The sequence below is a fragment of the Cellulosilyticum sp. WCF-2 genome, from assembly GCF_003990395.1.
Taxonomy (GTDB): domain Bacteria; phylum Bacillota; class Clostridia; order Lachnospirales; family Cellulosilyticaceae; genus Cellulosilyticum; species Cellulosilyticum lentocellum.
Genome location: NZ_CP034675.1, coordinates 2,715,313 through 2,731,352 on the forward strand (window position 1 = coordinate 2,715,313; position 16,040 = coordinate 2,731,352).

Annotated in this window: 18 protein-coding genes and 1 riboswitch; of the genes, 12 read left to right on the forward strand and 6 right to left on the reverse strand. The window is 34.1% G+C overall.

What is annotated here, in order from left to right; all coding sequences use genetic code 11:
• Positions 1 to 35: 35 nt before the first annotated feature.
• The 6 genes from EKH84_RS12055 (at position 36) to EKH84_RS12080 (ending at position 4,540) form a co-directional block, all read left to right on the forward strand.
• Positions 36 to 1,010, forward strand: coding sequence for a tRNA dihydrouridine synthase (locus EKH84_RS12055; protein ID WP_127066494.1), 975 nt, complete (start codon positions 36 to 38; stop codon positions 1,008 to 1,010).
• Between the two features lie 63 nt (positions 1,011 to 1,073).
• Positions 1,074 to 1,742, forward strand: a complete 669-nt coding sequence (locus EKH84_RS12060) for a chloramphenicol acetyltransferase (RefSeq protein WP_127066495.1) — start codon at positions 1,074 to 1,076, stop codon at positions 1,740 to 1,742.
• A 25-nt stretch (positions 1,743 to 1,767) separates the two neighbouring features.
• Positions 1,768 to 2,352 (forward strand): helix-turn-helix domain-containing protein, encoded by a 585-nt coding sequence (locus EKH84_RS12065; protein WP_013656997.1) that lies wholly within the window; start codon positions 1,768 to 1,770, stop codon positions 2,350 to 2,352.
• 252 nt (positions 2,353 to 2,604) lie between these two features.
• Entirely contained in the window at positions 2,605 to 3,240 is a 636-nt protein-coding gene (locus EKH84_RS12070) for a glycerol-3-phosphate acyltransferase (protein ID WP_127066496.1), read from the forward strand.
• A 124-nt stretch (positions 3,241 to 3,364) separates the two neighbouring features.
• Positions 3,365 to 3,562, forward strand: coding sequence for a helix-turn-helix domain-containing protein (locus EKH84_RS12075; protein ID WP_127066497.1), 198 nt, complete (start codon positions 3,365 to 3,367; stop codon positions 3,560 to 3,562).
• Positions 3,563 to 3,637: 75 nt separating this feature from the next.
• Entirely contained in the window at positions 3,638 to 4,540 is a 903-nt protein-coding gene (locus tag EKH84_RS12080; protein ID WP_127066498.1) for a radical SAM protein, read from the forward strand.
• A 68-nt stretch (positions 4,541 to 4,608) separates the two neighbouring features.
• Here EKH84_RS12080 and zupT read toward each other — a convergent pair whose 3' ends face one another.
• Both zupT and EKH84_RS12090 read right to left on the reverse strand, forming a co-directional pair.
• The gene (gene zupT / locus EKH84_RS12085) at positions 4,609 to 5,412 is read right to left on the reverse strand and encodes a zinc transporter ZupT (RefSeq protein ID WP_013657001.1); all 804 of its coding nucleotides are present in this window, start codon (positions 5,410 to 5,412) and stop codon (positions 4,609 to 4,611) included.
• A gap of 2 nt (positions 5,413 to 5,414) precedes the next feature.
• Positions 5,415 to 5,927: a ferritin gene (locus EKH84_RS12090; protein ID WP_013657002.1), complete on the reverse strand. Its 513-nt coding sequence runs from the start codon at positions 5,925 to 5,927 to the stop codon at positions 5,415 to 5,417.
• A 287-nt stretch (positions 5,928 to 6,214) separates the two neighbouring features.
• Between EKH84_RS12090 and EKH84_RS12095 the strand changes: the two genes are divergently transcribed.
• Both EKH84_RS12095 and EKH84_RS12100 read left to right on the forward strand, forming a co-directional pair.
• Positions 6,215 to 6,796, forward strand: a complete 582-nt coding sequence (locus EKH84_RS12095; protein WP_127066499.1) for a methyltransferase family protein — start codon at positions 6,215 to 6,217, stop codon at positions 6,794 to 6,796.
• 50 nt (positions 6,797 to 6,846) lie between these two features.
• A complete protein-coding gene (locus EKH84_RS12100) occupies positions 6,847 to 7,095 on the forward strand; it encodes a class I SAM-dependent methyltransferase (RefSeq protein WP_127066500.1) in 249 nt (82 codons plus the stop codon).
• A gap of 6 nt (positions 7,096 to 7,101) precedes the next feature.
• Here the strand turns inward: EKH84_RS12100 and EKH84_RS12105 are convergent, their stop codons facing one another.
• Positions 7,102 to 8,442, reverse strand: a complete 1,341-nt coding sequence (locus EKH84_RS12105; RefSeq protein ID WP_013657004.1) for an amino acid permease — start codon at positions 8,440 to 8,442, stop codon at positions 7,102 to 7,104.
• 230 nt (positions 8,443 to 8,672) lie between these two features.
• Here EKH84_RS12105 and EKH84_RS12110 point away from each other — a divergent pair, with 230 nt between their 5' ends.
• Positions 8,673 to 9,080 carry a winged helix-turn-helix transcriptional regulator gene (locus EKH84_RS12110; protein ID WP_127066501.1) on the forward strand — a complete coding sequence of 136 codons (408 nt, stop codon included), beginning with the start codon at positions 8,673 to 8,675 and terminating at the stop codon, positions 9,078 to 9,080.
• Positions 9,081 to 9,121: 41 nt separating this feature from the next.
• On the opposite strand, the gene EKH84_RS12115 is transcribed toward EKH84_RS12110, so the two are convergent.
• Both EKH84_RS12115 and EKH84_RS12120 read right to left on the reverse strand, forming a co-directional pair.
• Complete coding sequence (locus EKH84_RS12115; protein ID WP_127066502.1) at positions 9,122 to 10,561, reverse strand: aldehyde dehydrogenase family protein; 1,440 nt, start codon at positions 10,559 to 10,561, stop codon at positions 9,122 to 9,124.
• A 37-nt stretch (positions 10,562 to 10,598) separates the two neighbouring features.
• Complete coding sequence (locus EKH84_RS12120) at positions 10,599 to 11,765, reverse strand: FIST signal transduction protein (protein ID WP_013657007.1); 1,167 nt, start codon at positions 11,763 to 11,765, stop codon at positions 10,599 to 10,601.
• A 222-nt stretch (positions 11,766 to 11,987) separates the two neighbouring features.
• A riboswitch (Fluoride riboswitch) is annotated at positions 11,988 to 12,062 on the forward strand.
• A 53-nt stretch (positions 12,063 to 12,115) separates the two neighbouring features.
• Between EKH84_RS12120 and EKH84_RS12125 the strand changes: the two genes are divergently transcribed.
• A complete protein-coding gene (locus EKH84_RS12125; RefSeq protein WP_127066503.1) occupies positions 12,116 to 13,294 on the forward strand; it encodes a cation:proton antiporter in 1,179 nt (392 codons plus the stop codon).
• 25 nt (positions 13,295 to 13,319) lie between these two features.
• Here EKH84_RS12125 and EKH84_RS12130 read toward each other — a convergent pair whose 3' ends face one another.
• The gene (locus EKH84_RS12130) at positions 13,320 to 14,210 is read right to left on the reverse strand and encodes a LysR family transcriptional regulator (RefSeq protein ID WP_127066504.1); all 891 of its coding nucleotides are present in this window, start codon (positions 14,208 to 14,210) and stop codon (positions 13,320 to 13,322) included.
• Positions 14,211 to 14,495: 285 nt separating this feature from the next.
• On the opposite strand from EKH84_RS12130, the gene EKH84_RS22640 reads away from it, so the two are divergent.
• Together EKH84_RS22640 and EKH84_RS12135 are read left to right on the forward strand one after the other, a co-directional pair.
• Entirely contained in the window at positions 14,496 to 14,627 is a 132-nt protein-coding gene (locus EKH84_RS22640) for a hypothetical protein (protein WP_013657011.1), read from the forward strand.
• Between the two features lie 26 nt (positions 14,628 to 14,653).
• Positions 14,654 to 15,865: a sodium ion-translocating decarboxylase subunit beta gene (locus EKH84_RS12135; RefSeq protein WP_127066505.1), complete on the forward strand. Its 1,212-nt coding sequence runs from the start codon at positions 14,654 to 14,656 to the stop codon at positions 15,863 to 15,865.
• The last annotated feature ends 175 nt before the right edge of the window (positions 15,866 to 16,040 follow it).

Sequence of the window (16,040 nt, forward strand, 5' to 3'; positions counted from 1 at the left end):
AAGTAAATAGCTAGAATAAAGGAGTTATAAGATAAATGAAATTTTATTGTGCACCTATGGAAGGTCTGACTGGTTATATTTATAGGAATGCTCATGCCACCTTTTTTAATCATGTAGATAAATATTTTACACCTTTTATTGCGACTACACAGCATGGGAAGTTTACCACAAGGGAATTACATGATATTTTGCCGGAGCATAATCAGGGTTTAGTAGTCATACCTCAGATTTTGAGCAACAATGCTGAAGATTTTATGACAACTGTTACGCAGTTAAAGGCATTTGGGTATGAAGAAGTTAATCTTAATCTAGGATGTCCCTCAGGAACCGTTGTTTCGAAAAATAAAGGCTCAGGTTTTTTGGCTGAAAAAGAGGCATTGGATCAATTCTTAGAAGAGATTTTCTCCAAGGCTATTACTAAAATTTCAATCAAGACAAGAATAGGAAAAGAAAGACCAGAAGAATTTGAAGAGCTTATTCATATCTTTAATAAATATCCTTTAGAAGAACTAATTATCCATCCAAGAGTGCAAAAGGATTATTATAGAAATACACCTAATTGGGAGAGTTTTAGTACTGGAGTTCAGTTGAGTAACAATCCAGTTGGCTATAATGGTGATATTTTTACAGCTCAACGTTATGAATTATTTGCTAAGCAATTTCCAAGTGTGGATACCATCATGCTTGGGAGAGGTCTTATTGCTAATCCTGGTCTTATCAGTGATATTAAGGATAATATCACCCTTGATAAACAGTTATTAAAGGCTTTTCATGATAAAATTTATGAAGATTACCAAGAAGTTCTTTCTGGGGAACGGAATGTACTATTTAAAATGAAAGAAAATTGGTTTTACATGATTCATATGTTTTCTAATGCTGATAGGTATGCTAAGAAAATTAAAAAGTCACAAAGACTAAGAGATTATGAAGAAGCAGTTACAGAATTATTTAAAGAGCAGGAAATCGTTGAAGGAGCAGGAGTATTTTCAAACTCTACGGTTCGTAGATAGCTTATAAAGAAGGTATGAATTATAATGAGCCTATAATCCAATTAGTCAAATGAGGTGAGGCAGATGAATTCAAACTTTCATAGCATAGATATAAAAACATGGCCTAGAAGTCAGTATTTTTATTATTTTACAAAGATGCTTCCAACAGGGTTTAATCTTAATGCTGAAATTGATGTAACAGCTGCGTATTACGCATTAAAAAAACAAAACAAAAAATTTTTTCCAGCATATTTATTTTTAACAACTAAGCTCATTAATAAAGAACCTTATTTTAAGATAGCTTATCAAAATGAGCAATTAGGTTATTATGAAGTACTCAATCCTTCATATGCCTGTTTTCATGAGGATGATCAAACAATGTCTAATATGTGGACGGTATATGATGAAGATTTTAATACTTTTTATAATAACTATATTGAAGATCAAAAACAATATGGAAAAAATCATGGTATTCTAGCTAAACCAGAGATGCCACCAGCCAATAGTTTTATGGTAGGTGTCATTCCGTGGATATCTTTTAAAAGTTATTCACCGATTCCATTTGGTTTTGGAGAGATTAATAACTTTTTTCCGATATTAGAAGCCGGCAAGTTTTATGAAAAAGATAATAAACTTTTAATGCCAGTATCAATGACGGTTCATCATGCTATAGCAGATGGCTATCAGGTAAGTGCATTTTTTAATGCATTACAGGTAGAAATGAATCATCCAGAAAATTGGATGAATAGTTAAAGTATTAATAAGAAGAGGTGATAATATGGATTGTGAAAAGGTAGGTGAATTAATTCGTTCACTGCGCATTGAGTGTGGGTTAACACAAAAACAATTAGCAGATGCGATGAACATTAGTGATAAGACAGTGAGTAAGTGGGAAAGAGGGTTAGGTTGCCCAGATATTTCTTTACTGCCGGAGCTCTCAATTCTTTTAAAAGTTAACATTGAAAAAATTTTATCGGGAGATTTAAATCCCAATGAATTATTAGGAGGTAATATGAGAATGACACAGTTTTATGTTTGCTCTGAGTGTGGAAACATCATGACAAGCACAGGAAATGCAGAACTTTCTTGTTGTGGTAGAAAATTAGAAGCATTAGTCCCTGAAAAAGCTAATGAAACACATGTTTTGCAACTTGAGACAATTGAAGATGAGTGGTATATCGAAACATCTCATGAAATGACAAAAGCACATTATATCTCTTTTATTGCATTTGTTACAGGAGAAAAAATGTATCTGGTGAAGCAATATCCTGAATGGGGTATTCATTTACGACTACCTAAAATGGGGCATGGCAAGTTATATCATTATTGTAACCAACATGGCTTGTTTTATCAAATCATATAATTAGGAGCTTCTGGGAAGACCGGAGGCTTTTTTTGTTAAACCATAACAGCAATCTAATTTACTTTTACATTTTTCGACTGAAGATGTTACAATAGGAGAAAAGAAGTTCAATTAAATAAAGAAAGGATAGAGAGAAGAAGATAATATTTTATAAAAAATGAGGTTTAGAGAAAAATAAGATTCATAAAAGCATCATATGAATAAGATAAAATGATGTTTTGTGAAGAATAGTGTTGAAAATAGAGGTGGGAAATGATAGTTGAATTATTGATGGTTATCATAGGGGTTTTATCAGGAGCAGTAATGTATTCTTATTACATACCTAAATGGATTTTAAAAAAAGATATTAGAAAAAATACAACAGATGCGAATCCAGGTGGTTATAATGCTTATAGCGCTCATAAGGGAATAGGGCTTGTATGTATTTTATTAGATATGCTAAAAGGATTTATTCCAGTATATCTTTTTGTTAAAATAAAAGGAATCGAAACACCTTGGATTACATTTATGGTATTGGCTCCTGTTTTGGGTCATGCATTTACACCATTTTTAAAAGGAAAGGGTGGTAAAGCTCTTTCAACAGCAGCAGGAAGTATGTTGGGATTAACACCTGCAAGTAGCTTGGGAATTTTATTAGTGACAATGGCTATATTTTTCTCGTTTGTACTCATTATTGATCCCTTCGCTTCTAGAGTAGTGGGAGTTATGTTGGTATTTAACATAGTGACAATGCTTTTCCGATTGGCAAATTTATGGCTAACCATAGCATCATGGGGAATAACGGGTATACTATGGTATAAACAACTTCAAGTAAGGGACCCAAGACGTGCTGTCGTTTATTGGTGGTTCTCTAAAAATGCAAATAATCATTATAGAGAGCTTTCTTAAATGAAAGCTCTTTTTTGAGCCTTAAATTGTAAAATTCATTTTTAACCTTTATACTATAGGAAGAGTGAACTGGAGAGATAAGTATGCATTCTATGTAATATATTAAAGAAAGTTAGAGGAATAGATGGTGGAAGAAAAAATGAATGAATTAATGACTCAGTATTATGTGACTTTTGATGAACTAGCTGTAAGATTAGGTGTCAGTAAACGGACTCTGACAAGGAAGTTCAAAGGAACGACAGATTGGACCTACCCAGAAATGATGTTACTGACTCAAATCTTTAATATAGAAGATCCTACTCAGTTTTTCTTTCAATCATAAAAGAGCATAGGGTAAGAAGTAGAATCTGATTAAGAATTGATTAGAGAGTGAATTTTATGGTAAAAGGAGGTAAAAATGCAGGGAATGTTAGAAGCATGTCAGCTATGTCCTAGAGGGTGCCGAGTGAATAGAACAAAAGGAGAAAAAGGCTATTGTAGACAAACTAGTGAAGTGATGATAGCTAGAGCTGCTTTACATTTATGGGAAGAACCTTGTTTAACGGGTGAAAATGGTTCCGGAACTCTATTTTTTTCTGGATGTACTTTAGGCTGCGTTTATTGTCAAAATCGTTCGATTGCAACCAGTAAAGTAGGTAAGGTCATTTCTATAACTCGTTTAGTAGAAATCTTCTTTGAACTTAAGGCGCAAGGGGCCCATAATATTAATTTAGTAACTGGAACACACTTTATTCCACAAATTGTAGAAGCCTTACAATTAGCCAAAGATAAAGGGCTAGAACTTCCCATTGTTTATAATACCAGTGGATATGAAAAAGTAGAAAGTCTCCAATTGCTAAGAGGTTATGTGGACATCTATTTACCAGATTTAAAATACAAAGATGAAATATTAAGCACTCGTTATTCTTATGCCAAAGATTATTTTGAATATGCAAGTAAGGCTATTGCTGAGATGGTAAGCCAGGTAGGTATGCCTACTTTTGATGAAGGAACAGGACTTATGAAAAAAGGTGTAATGGTGAGGCATTTATGTCTTCCGGGTGCTGCTAAGGATACTAAGGCCATACTACGTTATTTATATCAAACTTATGGGGATACTATTTATATGAGTATCATGAATCAATTTACCCCTATTTGTGACTTGCAGGCTTATCCAGAGATTAGCCGCAGGCTCACAGAAAGAGAATATAATCATTTGATAGATTATGCATTAGATTTGGGAATTGAGCAGGCTTTTATTCAAGAAGGTGAAACAGCAAAAGAGAGCTTTATTCCAGAATTTGATTTACAGGGTGTATAAATAAACAGGCTAGAAGATCTATTTATTTAGATTTTCGAGCCTGTTTATTTATATAGATTTATAAGTTATTAAATAAATAATAACAAACTAATGGCCATTACCATCATGCCACTTACCAAACCATAGATGGATAAGTGATGTTGGCCATATTTTTGAGCTGATGGTAGTAACTCATCTAGAGATATAAATACCATAATACCAGCAACACTTGCAAAAATGATGCCAAAAACTAAGTCATTCATAAAAGGCATTAGTACTAGATATCCAATAATAGCTCCTAATGGTTCTGAAAGACCAGATAAGAAAGAGAATAGAAAAGCTTTTTTGCGGTCTCCGGTAGCATAATAAACAGGAACAGAAACGGCAATTCCTTCAGGAATATTATGTAGAGCTATAGCAACTGTTATAGGAATAGCAATAGAAGGTTCTTGAAGAGCGGAAATAAACGTTGCAAGTCCCTCAGGGAAATTATGTATGCCAATAGCTAAAGCTGTAAAAAAGCCCATGCGCAAAAGTTGTGTATTAGTATTGGAGGAGTTTGATTTAATATCCTCTACTTTATACATATCATGTGGATTTTCACCACTTGGGATAAGTTTATCGATGAGAGCAATGACTAACATACCACCAAAAAAGGAAGCCACCGTTACCCAAGAACCTAGTTTAATACCAAGTTCATTAGTAAGAGAGGTTTTTGCTTTAAAAAAGATCTCAATAGTAGAAACATAAATCATTACACCAGCTGAAAAGCCAAGACTGATAGAAAGAAATTTAGTGTTAGTTCTTTTAGTAAAAAAGGCTAAGGCACTACCTATACCGGTACATAAGCCAGCAAAGAGTGTTAAGCAAAAAGCAAACAGTAAATTCTGCATTGTTAGTTAGTCAAAGAGGGTTGGATAAAAGTTCTTGCAGCCAACTCTGTATCTAGTAAGTATAATCCCTTGCCATCTGTAGCAAATAGTTGAAATCTTTTTACTAAATCTTCTGTGTTTTTTTCTTCTTCAGCTTGTTCTTTAATAAACCAATCTAAAAATTGGGTAGTTCTAAAATCTTTTTTCTCTAAAGCAACAGCATAAATGTTTTCAATAGATGCAGTAACTGATTGTTCATGTTTTAAAGCGAGGTGCAAGGGGTCTATAAAATTTTGAAATACAGTATTATCTGCTTCTACTGCCTTTAAAGAAACAGGTTCACCATTATCTTGTAGATATTGAATAAAAAATCTAACATGTGCTAATTCTTCTTGGACTTGGACATTAAACCAATTAGCAAAGCCTAATAAATTTTCATAGGTATAATAGTTAGCGATATGTAGATATAAGTAAGTAGAAAATAATTCCTTATTAATTTGATCATTAATTAAAGTTGAAATTTCAGGTTTAAGCATATAATCACCTCTTTGTTTTTGTTTTATTATAATACAAAAAGATAAAATTTTAAATATATATAAAAAATATAAGTAATTTAAGGAATGTATTTACTAACGGAGACTTTCTGTCGAAAACTAATAGTTAACATCTATTTAAAGTTTTATTGTTGTAGTATTATTTAAAGAGAAAAAAAGTTGGATTTAGTCTGTGAAGATTAAAATTTATGGTAATTTTGTTGACAATAGCGAAGTTACAATCTTATAATAAAACATATGAACATTTATTCATATAAAGGAGGAAAAAAATGAATAATACGCAGTTACTAGCATTACTATTATTAGTTGTTTTTTATGGTGCATATTATAAAAAAACTTTATTGCAGAAGAAGAAAGGAATTAAAACCAATCAATTAGGAATAGGAAATAAGAATCAAAGGACCATAAGAGTAGAAAAAGGATTACGTATAGCCAGTATGATTATTGTACCTATAGAAGTGATTAGTATTTTATATAATCAATCACAGGAACAACTATTTTTCAAGAATTTAGGTCTTATTTTAATAGGTTTAGGTGTAGTGTTTTTCTGTATGGCAATGTGGCATATGCGTGATAGTTGGCGTGCTGGAATTCCTGCTACAGATCAAACAGAACTTGTAACGACTGGTATTTATAAATGGAGTAGAAATCCAGCTTTACTAGGTTTTGATTTAACCTACATAGGTGTTTTGATAGCATTTTATAATCCGGTGTTACTAGTAGTTACTATATGGGTAATGGTGATGATGCATCTTCAAATTATAGAAGAAGAAAAATTTCTGAAGTTAGTTTTTAAAGAAGCTTATGAAGTTTATTGCCAAAGAACAGGAAGATACCTCTGGTTAGTGTAACACTAATAAAATAAATCATAACAATAAGGAGAGGTGTAATTTGAAATAGTATGATGATAGCTAAATACAAAAAGGCATCAGAAGTCCATTGCATTGATCAAAATGAGGGGATGTTAAGTTTAGCTAAAAAGAAAAGGCAAAAGCAAAAATTATCATCAATGCATACCTATTTAGAGGATGCCACACATACTCATTTTTCAAAGGAACTATTCGATTATGTTATCATATCACTTGTTTTGTATGAAATGAATAATACTTTAACTGATACATTATTAAAGGAAGCATATACCCTATTATAGGGTGTATTAAAATGTAATTGATTTTTGATAAACATAAAAAGGAATACCTATAAACATTAAAAGGAATATCCACATAGCAGCCTCAGCACCTGAACCATAAATAATATAAATGGCATAAAGGAAGGCAATTAGTGATAAATAGCTGTGGCTTAAAAAACGACTTAATTTCATATGATGGTCTTTTTTGATGGTGAGTAATATTTCTGCACAAGCTGTTAACGCATAAGCTGGTATAAAAGATAAAGTAGCTAAATTAACCATAAAATCAAAAGCGGCTGTTAAGCTAGATACATAGTTAAGGATTAATATTAAGTTAGTACAGATGCCTGTAATAATAAGTGAGACATATGGCGTTTCATATTTAGAGTGTACCTTAGCAAAGAAATGAGGGAAAAGCTGGTCTTCTCCTGCTGCAAAAGAGAGTCTGGCAGTGGTTAATACCCAACCAGAAAGAGCACCAGTAGCCGAGATAATAATACCTAGTGCGATGAAAGCACCACCCCAAGTTGCTCCAGTAATACGATTAATAATACTTGCTAGTGGTGCGCTAGAGATGGCAAGTTCTTGCTGTGGCAAGGCACCCATGGCAATAACAGAAATAAAAAGATAAATAATAGCTACAAATAAAGTACCCAAAAAGGTGCTTCTTTTTATATTAACCTCAGGGTTTTTAATCTCACCACCTGAAATAGAAGCACTTTCTAATCCTATAAAAGACCATAAAGTAACAGCAATAGCGGCAGGTAAAGACCCCAAGCCTTGCACATCGGGAGAAGAATAGGTTGATAAATACTTAGTATTAAAGCCCCATAAAGCAATAAGAACAAATACCAAAATGACTCCAAGCTTTAAGATAGTACTAATAATACTAATATAGCCAGCTTGTTTAACACCTAAGCAATTGATAACAGTAAAGATCCATAAAATAGCTGATGAAATAATAAAAGAAAGTAAATTGTTATCACTAATAGAGGGGAAAAATACGGTTAGGTAACGAATAATGGCCGTAATAATAGCTGCATTTCCGATCCAAGAACCAATCCAGAAAGTCCAAGCGACTAAAAAAGCCATAAAAGGGCCAAAGGCTTGGTTAGTATAAACAATAGGACCACCGGTACTAGGATAAAGTGCTCCTAGGTTAGCAAAAGATAGCGCAAGAAGAATAGAGCCAATACCTGTAATAATCCACGCCAAAATGGTTGTCGTTGGATTACCTACAAGCGCTAGTGTTTGAGGTGAAGTGAAAATACCAGACCCTATCATATTTCCTACTACAATAGCAGTAGCAGCTCCCAGTCCTAATTCACGTTTTAAAGAAGGTTCTTTTTTTGTTTCATCAGTACGCATAAAAATCATCCTTTTATCTGATATGTCTTTATTATATAGAGTGAGGTAAAAACTACAAAAACATACTCATAAGAAAATAAATCAATAATAAATAATTTACTGAAAAATTCAATAATATATGTTAAAAAATTTGGATTATTATAAGATTATGGTATAATAAGGTAAAATACTTTATAAAGAGAATTGGAGTAGGAGGAAGAGGATAAGATTTGAGGGAAGGATGATGCGAGATGACGTTAAATCTAAGGGAAGATTTAAAGAGTAAATTCAGAAAAGGGGAATTTAATTGTGAAAAGGAACTTACTTTGTCTATTATTAGTGGTAAGTGGAAGGTTGTTATTATTTATCATTTAGGCCATGAAGGAGCTTATCGTTATGGGGCATTAAAGCGCTTGTTCTTGGGGAATATTAGCAATCAGATTTTAGCTAAGCAATTGCGAGAATTAGAACAGGACGGTATTGTGGAACGAACAGTTTACCCTGAAATACCACCACGGGTAGAATATAATTTAACTACGAGGGGATATACTCTAGTTCCTATTATTGATGCACTTTATGAATGGGGTAAAACTAATATGGATTATTACATAGAAAGATTATTAATTGATCAGGAACAAGAAGAGGAATTGGACGAATAAAGTCCAATTCCTCTTCTTAGTTTTGATAAATGAATAGATTTTTAAAGGATATTTTTTAAAACAATAGTCTTGATTTGTGTCATTTCTTCTAAAGTACAAGCGATTCCTTCATTACCGATACCGCTCATTTTATAGCCTCCAAAAGGCATTTCGCAAGATCTAAAGAAGCTACATCCATTAATAACTACGCCACCTGCCTGAAGTTGGCTAGCTACTTTTAAAGCAAGTTGCATATCTTGAGTAAATACATTACTAGATAAACCAAAACTAGATTGGTTGGCAATAGCAATAGCTTCTTCAGGTGTATTAAAGCCTATAATAGGAATAACAGGTCCGAAGATTTCTAAGTCCTTTGCAACCTCCATATTGGCTGTTACATTTGTTAGTACAGTAGGAGGATAAAAGGCGCCTGAACGTTCACCACCATAAAGAAGGCTGGCACCTTCATAAATAGTAAGATTAACTTGAGTTTCTACATTTTTAGCAGCTTCCTCACTAATTAAACAGCCTACATTTGTTTCAGGGTCAGCAGGATCACCAACCTTGAGGGTTTTAAGACGTGCTATGAGTTTGTCTGTAAACTCTTGCTTGCGACTTTCGTGAATTAAAAAACGTTTACTAGCGCAGCATACCTGACCGGTATTATAGGTTCTACCAAAAATAGTTTCTTCTACGGCTAAGTCTACATTGCCATCTTCTAAGAGGATAAAAGCGTCATTGCCACCTAGTTCTAATGCAACTGGTGTAAGGTTTTTAGCAGCGGTCCCAGCAGTTTCAATACCTACCTTTGTGCTACCTGTTAAGCTAATGAGATGAATACCTGGATTTTTAACAAGCCATCTAGGCACATCGGCTGGGTCACCTGTTAATACTTGAATGGCACCATCTGGTACCCCTGCTGCTACAAGAAGTTCACAAAGTTTCATAAGTGTAAGTGGGTTGTGAGTAGAAGGCTTAACAATGGCAGCATTACCTGCAATAAGCGCAGGCGCAATCTTTTGTCCAAATAAATCTACAGGGAAGTTAAATGGAATGATACAAGCAACGGTTCCTACAGGTTCTCTAGTAATAATTTGAAGTGTATGCTCTGTTCCAGGTTCTATACCTGCTGGAATCGTTGTGTCATAAAGGTGTTTCGCTTTTTCAATGAAGCCACCAAATAGGGAAGGAATATTCCCAATTTCAGCAATAGCTTCTGTAATAGGTTTGCCTGTTTCTTGTGAAAGAAGAGAAGCAAGACTATATTTCATTTCAGGCTCTTGAGTCAGATTAATAAATTTGGAAAGAATAGTGCCTCTCTTATAAAGCGGATAAGAGGCCCAAATCTTTTGACCTTTTGCAGCACACGCTACAGCTAGTTCTACATCATTTTCTGTAGCTGCAGGGATGGTGCTAACCAGCTTCCCATTTGCAGGATTAATAACATTTAAGGTTGCTCTATTAGAAGCATCTACTTGTTTACCATCTATGATCATTTTCATCTATAATCACTCTCCTTATGAATAAAGTGGATATCTATTATTTCTCAAAGGCACTAAAGGATAGCATTAAACCACCACAGGTGTTATTACCATCATCTTCAAAGCCATATTCACCGAATGTAAAGACGCCAAGAAAAGGAACATCACCAGCAGCTTTTTTGAGATTTTCTGCCACTTCATCAATACGGTCGCCTATACCAGCACGACGGCCACCACAATGTACAATATGATAAGCGCCAATTTCTTTATCAAGTTTTGATTTCAGTTTTTCTAAGGTTGTATAGGGTGAATCAATGAGATCATCTACTGTGGCTTCCATCATGATAACAGCTGTATTTTCAGCTACGTTATTGCCAATGGACATGGAATAATCTGGATTACCACTCATAGGATGTCTAATAGCTACTAAATCACCTAAACGGTCTTTAACACCTAGTGGTGCAGTGATAGTTGCTGCGAGTAAGTTGGCGCCTAATAAACTATCAGCCTCAGTACCTGTCCAATCTGCATAAACTTTGACAGCAGGCTTACCGTCTATTTCAATTAAACCACGTTTGCCATCGACTTTAGTAATAACTCCTACATGATTGCTTTCTTTATAAGCACCTGTAAATTCATTGGCGAAAGCTTTATCTGTATAAAAGAAAGCGACTGCCACACCATCAGCAAAAGCACCTTCATGAGTAAAAAGTGACCATTCTCCAGAAATGCTATTATCAGCGGCACTACCACCAAAGAAAGGTACACGACCAATAATATCTTGGATTCCTTTTAGATAGCTTTCTTCTTCCCCAGGAGAAGCAACCATATAAAAGTATTTAGGGGCATCAGAGCGGTTCGCATGCTTAAGTGCTTTTTTTGCAACTTCACGGCCAATCAGACGGGCATCACCTGTCTTAGGTAAACCTGCAATACCGACACTGAGAGCATCATCTGCTAAAGCCATCATTCCTATAAAGCCATCATCCCCACTTATGTAACCGTCTGGTGTAAGGACACCAGTAAAAGAAGTACAGCCAATAATAGGAACATCGGGTAGTAAGTCAGAAGTTGCTTTTAGAAGTTCTTGCTGGTCATAAACAACGCTGCTGTACATAAACACGAGTTTAGGATTAGTGAGTCCTTCAGAAGCCATAAGTAAAGCTTCTTTGCTTGAAGTGTAGGCGTTTGAGTTTGTAGAATAACCGACTTTTGATTTAAGCATAATAAATACCCCCTCTTTTTTGCTAACCAATAGTAATTGATAAAACTGACTATTAATTAGTTGTTTATATTTATAATTTTATGATAATTGTATAATGAAAAAATGTAAAGTACGCATTTGATTGTGATATAGTCACATAAATGTGACTAATGGATAAATAGAGTATAAGAAATATAATTTATTGGTTGAAATAGGGACAATAGCATAGTATAATAAATACAAATAAATAAGGGGAATGAAGTACTCCCTAAGTTTGATACTTAAACCGCTTATAAAGCTGATGACTTCTGTGAAACATATAATCACAGGAGAATCAGCTTTTTTTGCATGTAGAATTGGAGGAGAAGTAAATGCTTACAAGTTTAGCACTTATTTTTTTAATGGGCTTATTACTAGGTTCTATTTTCAACAAGCTAAAATTACCCAATCTATTGGGGATGATTATAACAGGGATGATTTTAGGCCCTTATGCAATAGGTGCATTAGATGCATCTATTTTAAGAATTTCCCCGGATTTAAGACAATTAGCATTGGTTATTATTTTAACAAGGGCAGGACTGTCTTTAGAGCTAGAAGATTTGAAAAAAGTAGGAAGACCTGCTGTTTTAATGTGCTTTATACCGGCTTGTTTTGAAATAATGGGTGTTATTCTTCTGACACCTCGATTACTGGGAATTAGTATATTAGAAGCAGCTATTATGGGAACTGTTATTGCCGCAGTCTCACCAGCTGTTATTGTACCTCGAATGCTACACTTGATGGAAGAAGGTTATGGCGTAAAAAAGAGTGTACCGCAGCTAATTTTAGCAGGTGCTTCAGTAGATGATGTATTTGTCATTGTGCTATTTACAGCATTTACAGCTCTAGCTTCGGGAGGAGAAGTTTCAATAGGAAGCTTTGTGCAGATACCTATTGCTATTGTTGTAGGAATAGCAATAGGTATAGGTGTGGGTATCCTTTTAGTAATTTTTTTCAAAAAGTGGCATTTAAGAGATTCAATGAAAATACTGATTATCTTGAGTATTTCATTTTTGCTAATAGAGATGGAACATCGTTTAGTAGATATTGTGCCGATGTCAGGTTTGTTAGCAATTATGACTTTGGGTATTATATTGAATCGCCAATATGGTGTTTTAGCCAAACGTTTAGCTATCAAATATAATAAACTCTGGGTAGCAGCAGAGGTTATTTTATTTGTACTAGTAGGTGCTACAGTAGACTTAAACTACGTTATGAAGGCAGGAGTCGTAGCCGTTATGGTGGTACTCGGAGCTTTAATTATTCGTATGTTGGGTGTTTTTATAAGCTTATTAGGAACAACGCTTACGGCAAAGGAAAAGTTATTTTGCATGTTAGCTTATACCCCAAAAGCAACTGTACAAGCTGCTATAGGAGGTATTCCTTTAACAATGGGGCTACCATGTGGAGAGTTGGTTTTAACAGTAGCCGTGTTAGCTATACTTATAACAGCACCTTTTGGTGCTATAGGAGTAGATAATACTTATAGAAAACTACTGGAGAAGTTGTAAAACATGAAGAAAATAGAGGGCTATATTATGGTCCTAATTGTTCTCTAACCATTTCCATCAGTTTTAGAGTTGCAGGAGAAATAAATTTACTTTTATTATAAATTAAATTATAAGGATAAACCCATTGCATATCCTTAACTTTTAATTGCGTGAGTAGCCCACGTTCAAGTTCCATGGCAACAGCTGAATAAGGAATAAAAGCAAGGCCTAAATCAGCAGCAACCGCTTGTTTAATGGCATCAATACTACCTAGAGTCATAGCAATATTTTCCTCTAATTGAAGCTGGGTAATTGCTTTTTTATAAGCAAGATAAAGTTGGGAGTTATTATGATGCACAATAAAAGTGATAGCCTCTAAATCCTCTGGCAATAATTCGTGAGGGCGAACATAAGCGCTATTAGGAGATGCTACAAGGACTAAAGGGTCTTCTTTTAAAGGAATAACTTGTGTTTGGGTGGTATAAGCAACATCACCACCATTAATAGCAAAGTCTAATACATCATTGTAAATAAGATTGGCGATTTCATAAGTATTACCAATGTGAAGTTCAATATTGACTTGAGGATAAAGCTGCTTAAAAGAACCGATAATACGAGGGAGAAGATAGCTACCTGCAGTATTACTTCCCCCAATAGTGATTTGACCACTAATTGTGAGTTTACGATCAGTAAGTTGATTAGAGGCTTCTTGAACAAGCTGAAAGATTTGTTTTGTATAATTAAAAAGAATTTCTCCATTTTCATTTAAAATAAGACGAGTCCCTATTTTGTTAAATAGCTTAAGTCCTAAGCCATCCTCTAATTTTTTTATTTGAATGGATAAAGCGGGTTGGCTAATATGCATTTGTTCACTTGCTTTAGTCATGCTTCCTAAAGAAGCTACTGTATTAAAGAGTTTAAGGTAGTGTAAGTCCATAGCTAATCCTTTCTTTAAAAACTTTAACAGATTGTTAATATATAAATTATTTATATTTAAGTTAAATTATATATATTAGAAAAATAAATTAAAGGTAATATAATAAATCTATACGAAATATATACACAGTAATAAGTAGAGGAGTGAGAGAAATGAATCTATCATTAGTGCAAATTGCGAGTGGTGTTGTGGTAGGGATTATCGTACTAGCTATTTATACGATGAACATTAAGAAAGAACTCAGTGAATAATGAAAGAGGTAATTCTTAAAGGAGGATGTTGTATATGTTTGAAAGTGTTGTTGTGCCTATGGGGATTTATGCATTAGGATTTGTTATTTCATTAGGTATTGCCATTTTGATTAATGGATTGTTAAAAATTACACAATTGGTAAGCGTAGAAGAGGAGAAACACTAAACAAACTAAAGAAAGGTTGACAAAATATGAATATTTTAGATTTGTTTCAGGGGATTGCTACCTTATTGGAACAAGACCCTGCAGTGGCAATCATGAGGATAGTGCTTATTGGTGTGGGATTGCTTATTTTTTATTTAGGCGCCAAAGGAACATTAGAACCACTGGTTATGGTACCAATGGGATTGGGCATGTCTGCAGTAAATGCAGGAGTTCTTTTTTTATCACCAGGGCAAACAGGAACTATTTTTATGGATCCGATTATGTCAGATACAGATGGTTTGATGCAAATCTTGCAAATTGATTTCTTACAACCTATTTATACTTTTATGTTTAGTAATGGGCTAATTGCATGTTTAGTTTTTATGGGAATAGGCGTTATCACAGATGTAGGCTTCTTACTTGCTAATCCTTTTACAAGCATGTTTATTGCCATGTGTGCAGAGTTAGGTACAGTAGCTACTTTTCCTATTGCTAAATGTTTTGGGCTTACCAATGGAGAAGCAGCTGCTATTGCTATGGTAGGTGGAGCAGATGGTCCCATGGTCTTATATACTTCCCTAACTTTGGCTAAAGATTTATTTGTACCCATTACTATAGTGGCTTATCTTTACTTAAGCCTTACATATGGAGGTTATCCGTACTTAGTACGACTACTTATTCCTAAAGAATTAAGGGGAATTGCTATTCAGCCACCTAAGGTGCCGAAGAAAACCATTACCAAGAAGCAAAAACTTACATTTGCTATTGTAACAAATACTGTTTTATGCTTGCTCTTTCCAGTAGCAGCACCTTTATTCTTAAGCTTTTTCTTAGGAGTTGTTATTAGAGAAGTAGGGCTCGATAAATATGTGAAATTAATTGAAAATGGCTTTTTATATGGCGGAACATTTTTTCTAGGTTTACTTCTAGGCGTATTGTGTGAAGCAAGTACACTTCTTAATCCTAAAGTACTTATTTTACTTATTTTGGGAATGGTTGCCTTGTTACTTTCTGCTATTGGAGGAATTATTGGAGGCTATATTGTGTATTGGATCAGTAAGAAGAACTTTAACCCTACTATAGGAATAGCAGGTGTTTCATGTGTACCTTCAACCGCCAAAATAGCTCAGAAAGAAGTAAGTAAAGTAAATAAGTATAGTTTCATTATCCAGTATGCTATGGGTGCTAATATTTGTGGTGTTATTACAACTGCTATTTTAACAGGTATATATGTTACTATTATTCCTTTGTTAAAATAAGAAAAAATATTTTGGTATTCTTAACAGTTTCTTTATGATGTTTAGAGGTATGATTTAGGTAGAAGATGTATTCATTTGAGATCATAAAGGGAATTGAGGGGGATAAAATGTTAGGTATTATGGCTTTTATAGGATTTTCAGTTGCATTTACGTTGCTATTATGGTTTTCGAGTGC

What these genes read in the sequence shown, in the direction of transcription:
- EKH84_RS12055 (WP_127066494.1), top strand. Translation starts at nt 36, where the DNA reads ATGAAATTTTATTGTGCACCTATGGAAGGTCTGACTGGTTATATTTAT.
- EKH84_RS12060 (WP_127066495.1), top strand. Translation starts at nt 1,074, where the DNA reads ATGAATTCAAACTTTCATAGCATAGATATAAAAACATGGCCTAGAAGT.
- EKH84_RS12065 (WP_013656997.1), top strand. Translation starts at nt 1,768, where the DNA reads ATGGATTGTGAAAAGGTAGGTGAATTAATTCGTTCACTGCGCATTGAG.
- EKH84_RS12070 (WP_127066496.1), top strand. Translation starts at nt 2,605, where the DNA reads ATGATAGTTGAATTATTGATGGTTATCATAGGGGTTTTATCAGGAGCA.
- EKH84_RS12075 (WP_127066497.1), top strand. Translation starts at nt 3,365, where the DNA reads ATGGTGGAAGAAAAAATGAATGAATTAATGACTCAGTATTATGTGACT.
- EKH84_RS12080 (WP_127066498.1), top strand. Translation starts at nt 3,638, where the DNA reads ATGCAGGGAATGTTAGAAGCATGTCAGCTATGTCCTAGAGGGTGCCGA.
- zupT (WP_013657001.1), bottom strand. Translation starts at nt 5,412, where the DNA reads ATGCAGAATTTACTGTTTGCTTTTTGCTTAACACTCTTTGCTGGCTTA.
- EKH84_RS12090 (WP_013657002.1), bottom strand. Translation starts at nt 5,927, where the DNA reads ATGCTTAAACCTGAAATTTCAACTTTAATTAATGATCAAATTAATAAG.
- EKH84_RS12095 (WP_127066499.1), top strand. Translation starts at nt 6,215, where the DNA reads ATGAATAATACGCAGTTACTAGCATTACTATTATTAGTTGTTTTTTAT.
- EKH84_RS12100 (WP_127066500.1), top strand. Translation starts at nt 6,847, where the DNA reads ATGATGATAGCTAAATACAAAAAGGCATCAGAAGTCCATTGCATTGAT.
- EKH84_RS12105 (WP_013657004.1), bottom strand. Translation starts at nt 8,442, where the DNA reads ATGCGTACTGATGAAACAAAAAAAGAACCTTCTTTAAAACGTGAATTA.
- EKH84_RS12110 (WP_127066501.1), top strand. Translation starts at nt 8,673, where the DNA reads ATGACGTTAAATCTAAGGGAAGATTTAAAGAGTAAATTCAGAAAAGGG.
- EKH84_RS12115 (WP_127066502.1), bottom strand. Translation starts at nt 10,561, where the DNA reads ATGAAAATGATCATAGATGGTAAACAAGTAGATGCTTCTAATAGAGCA.
- EKH84_RS12120 (WP_013657007.1), bottom strand. Translation starts at nt 11,765, where the DNA reads ATGCTTAAATCAAAAGTCGGTTATTCTACAAACTCAAACGCCTACACT.
- EKH84_RS12125 (WP_127066503.1), top strand. Translation starts at nt 12,116, where the DNA reads ATGCTTACAAGTTTAGCACTTATTTTTTTAATGGGCTTATTACTAGGT.
- EKH84_RS12130 (WP_127066504.1), bottom strand. Translation starts at nt 14,210, where the DNA reads ATGGACTTACACTACCTTAAACTCTTTAATACAGTAGCTTCTTTAGGA.
- EKH84_RS22640 (WP_013657011.1), top strand. Translation starts at nt 14,496, where the DNA reads ATGTTTGAAAGTGTTGTTGTGCCTATGGGGATTTATGCATTAGGATTT.
- EKH84_RS12135 (WP_127066505.1), top strand. Translation starts at nt 14,654, where the DNA reads ATGAATATTTTAGATTTGTTTCAGGGGATTGCTACCTTATTGGAACAA.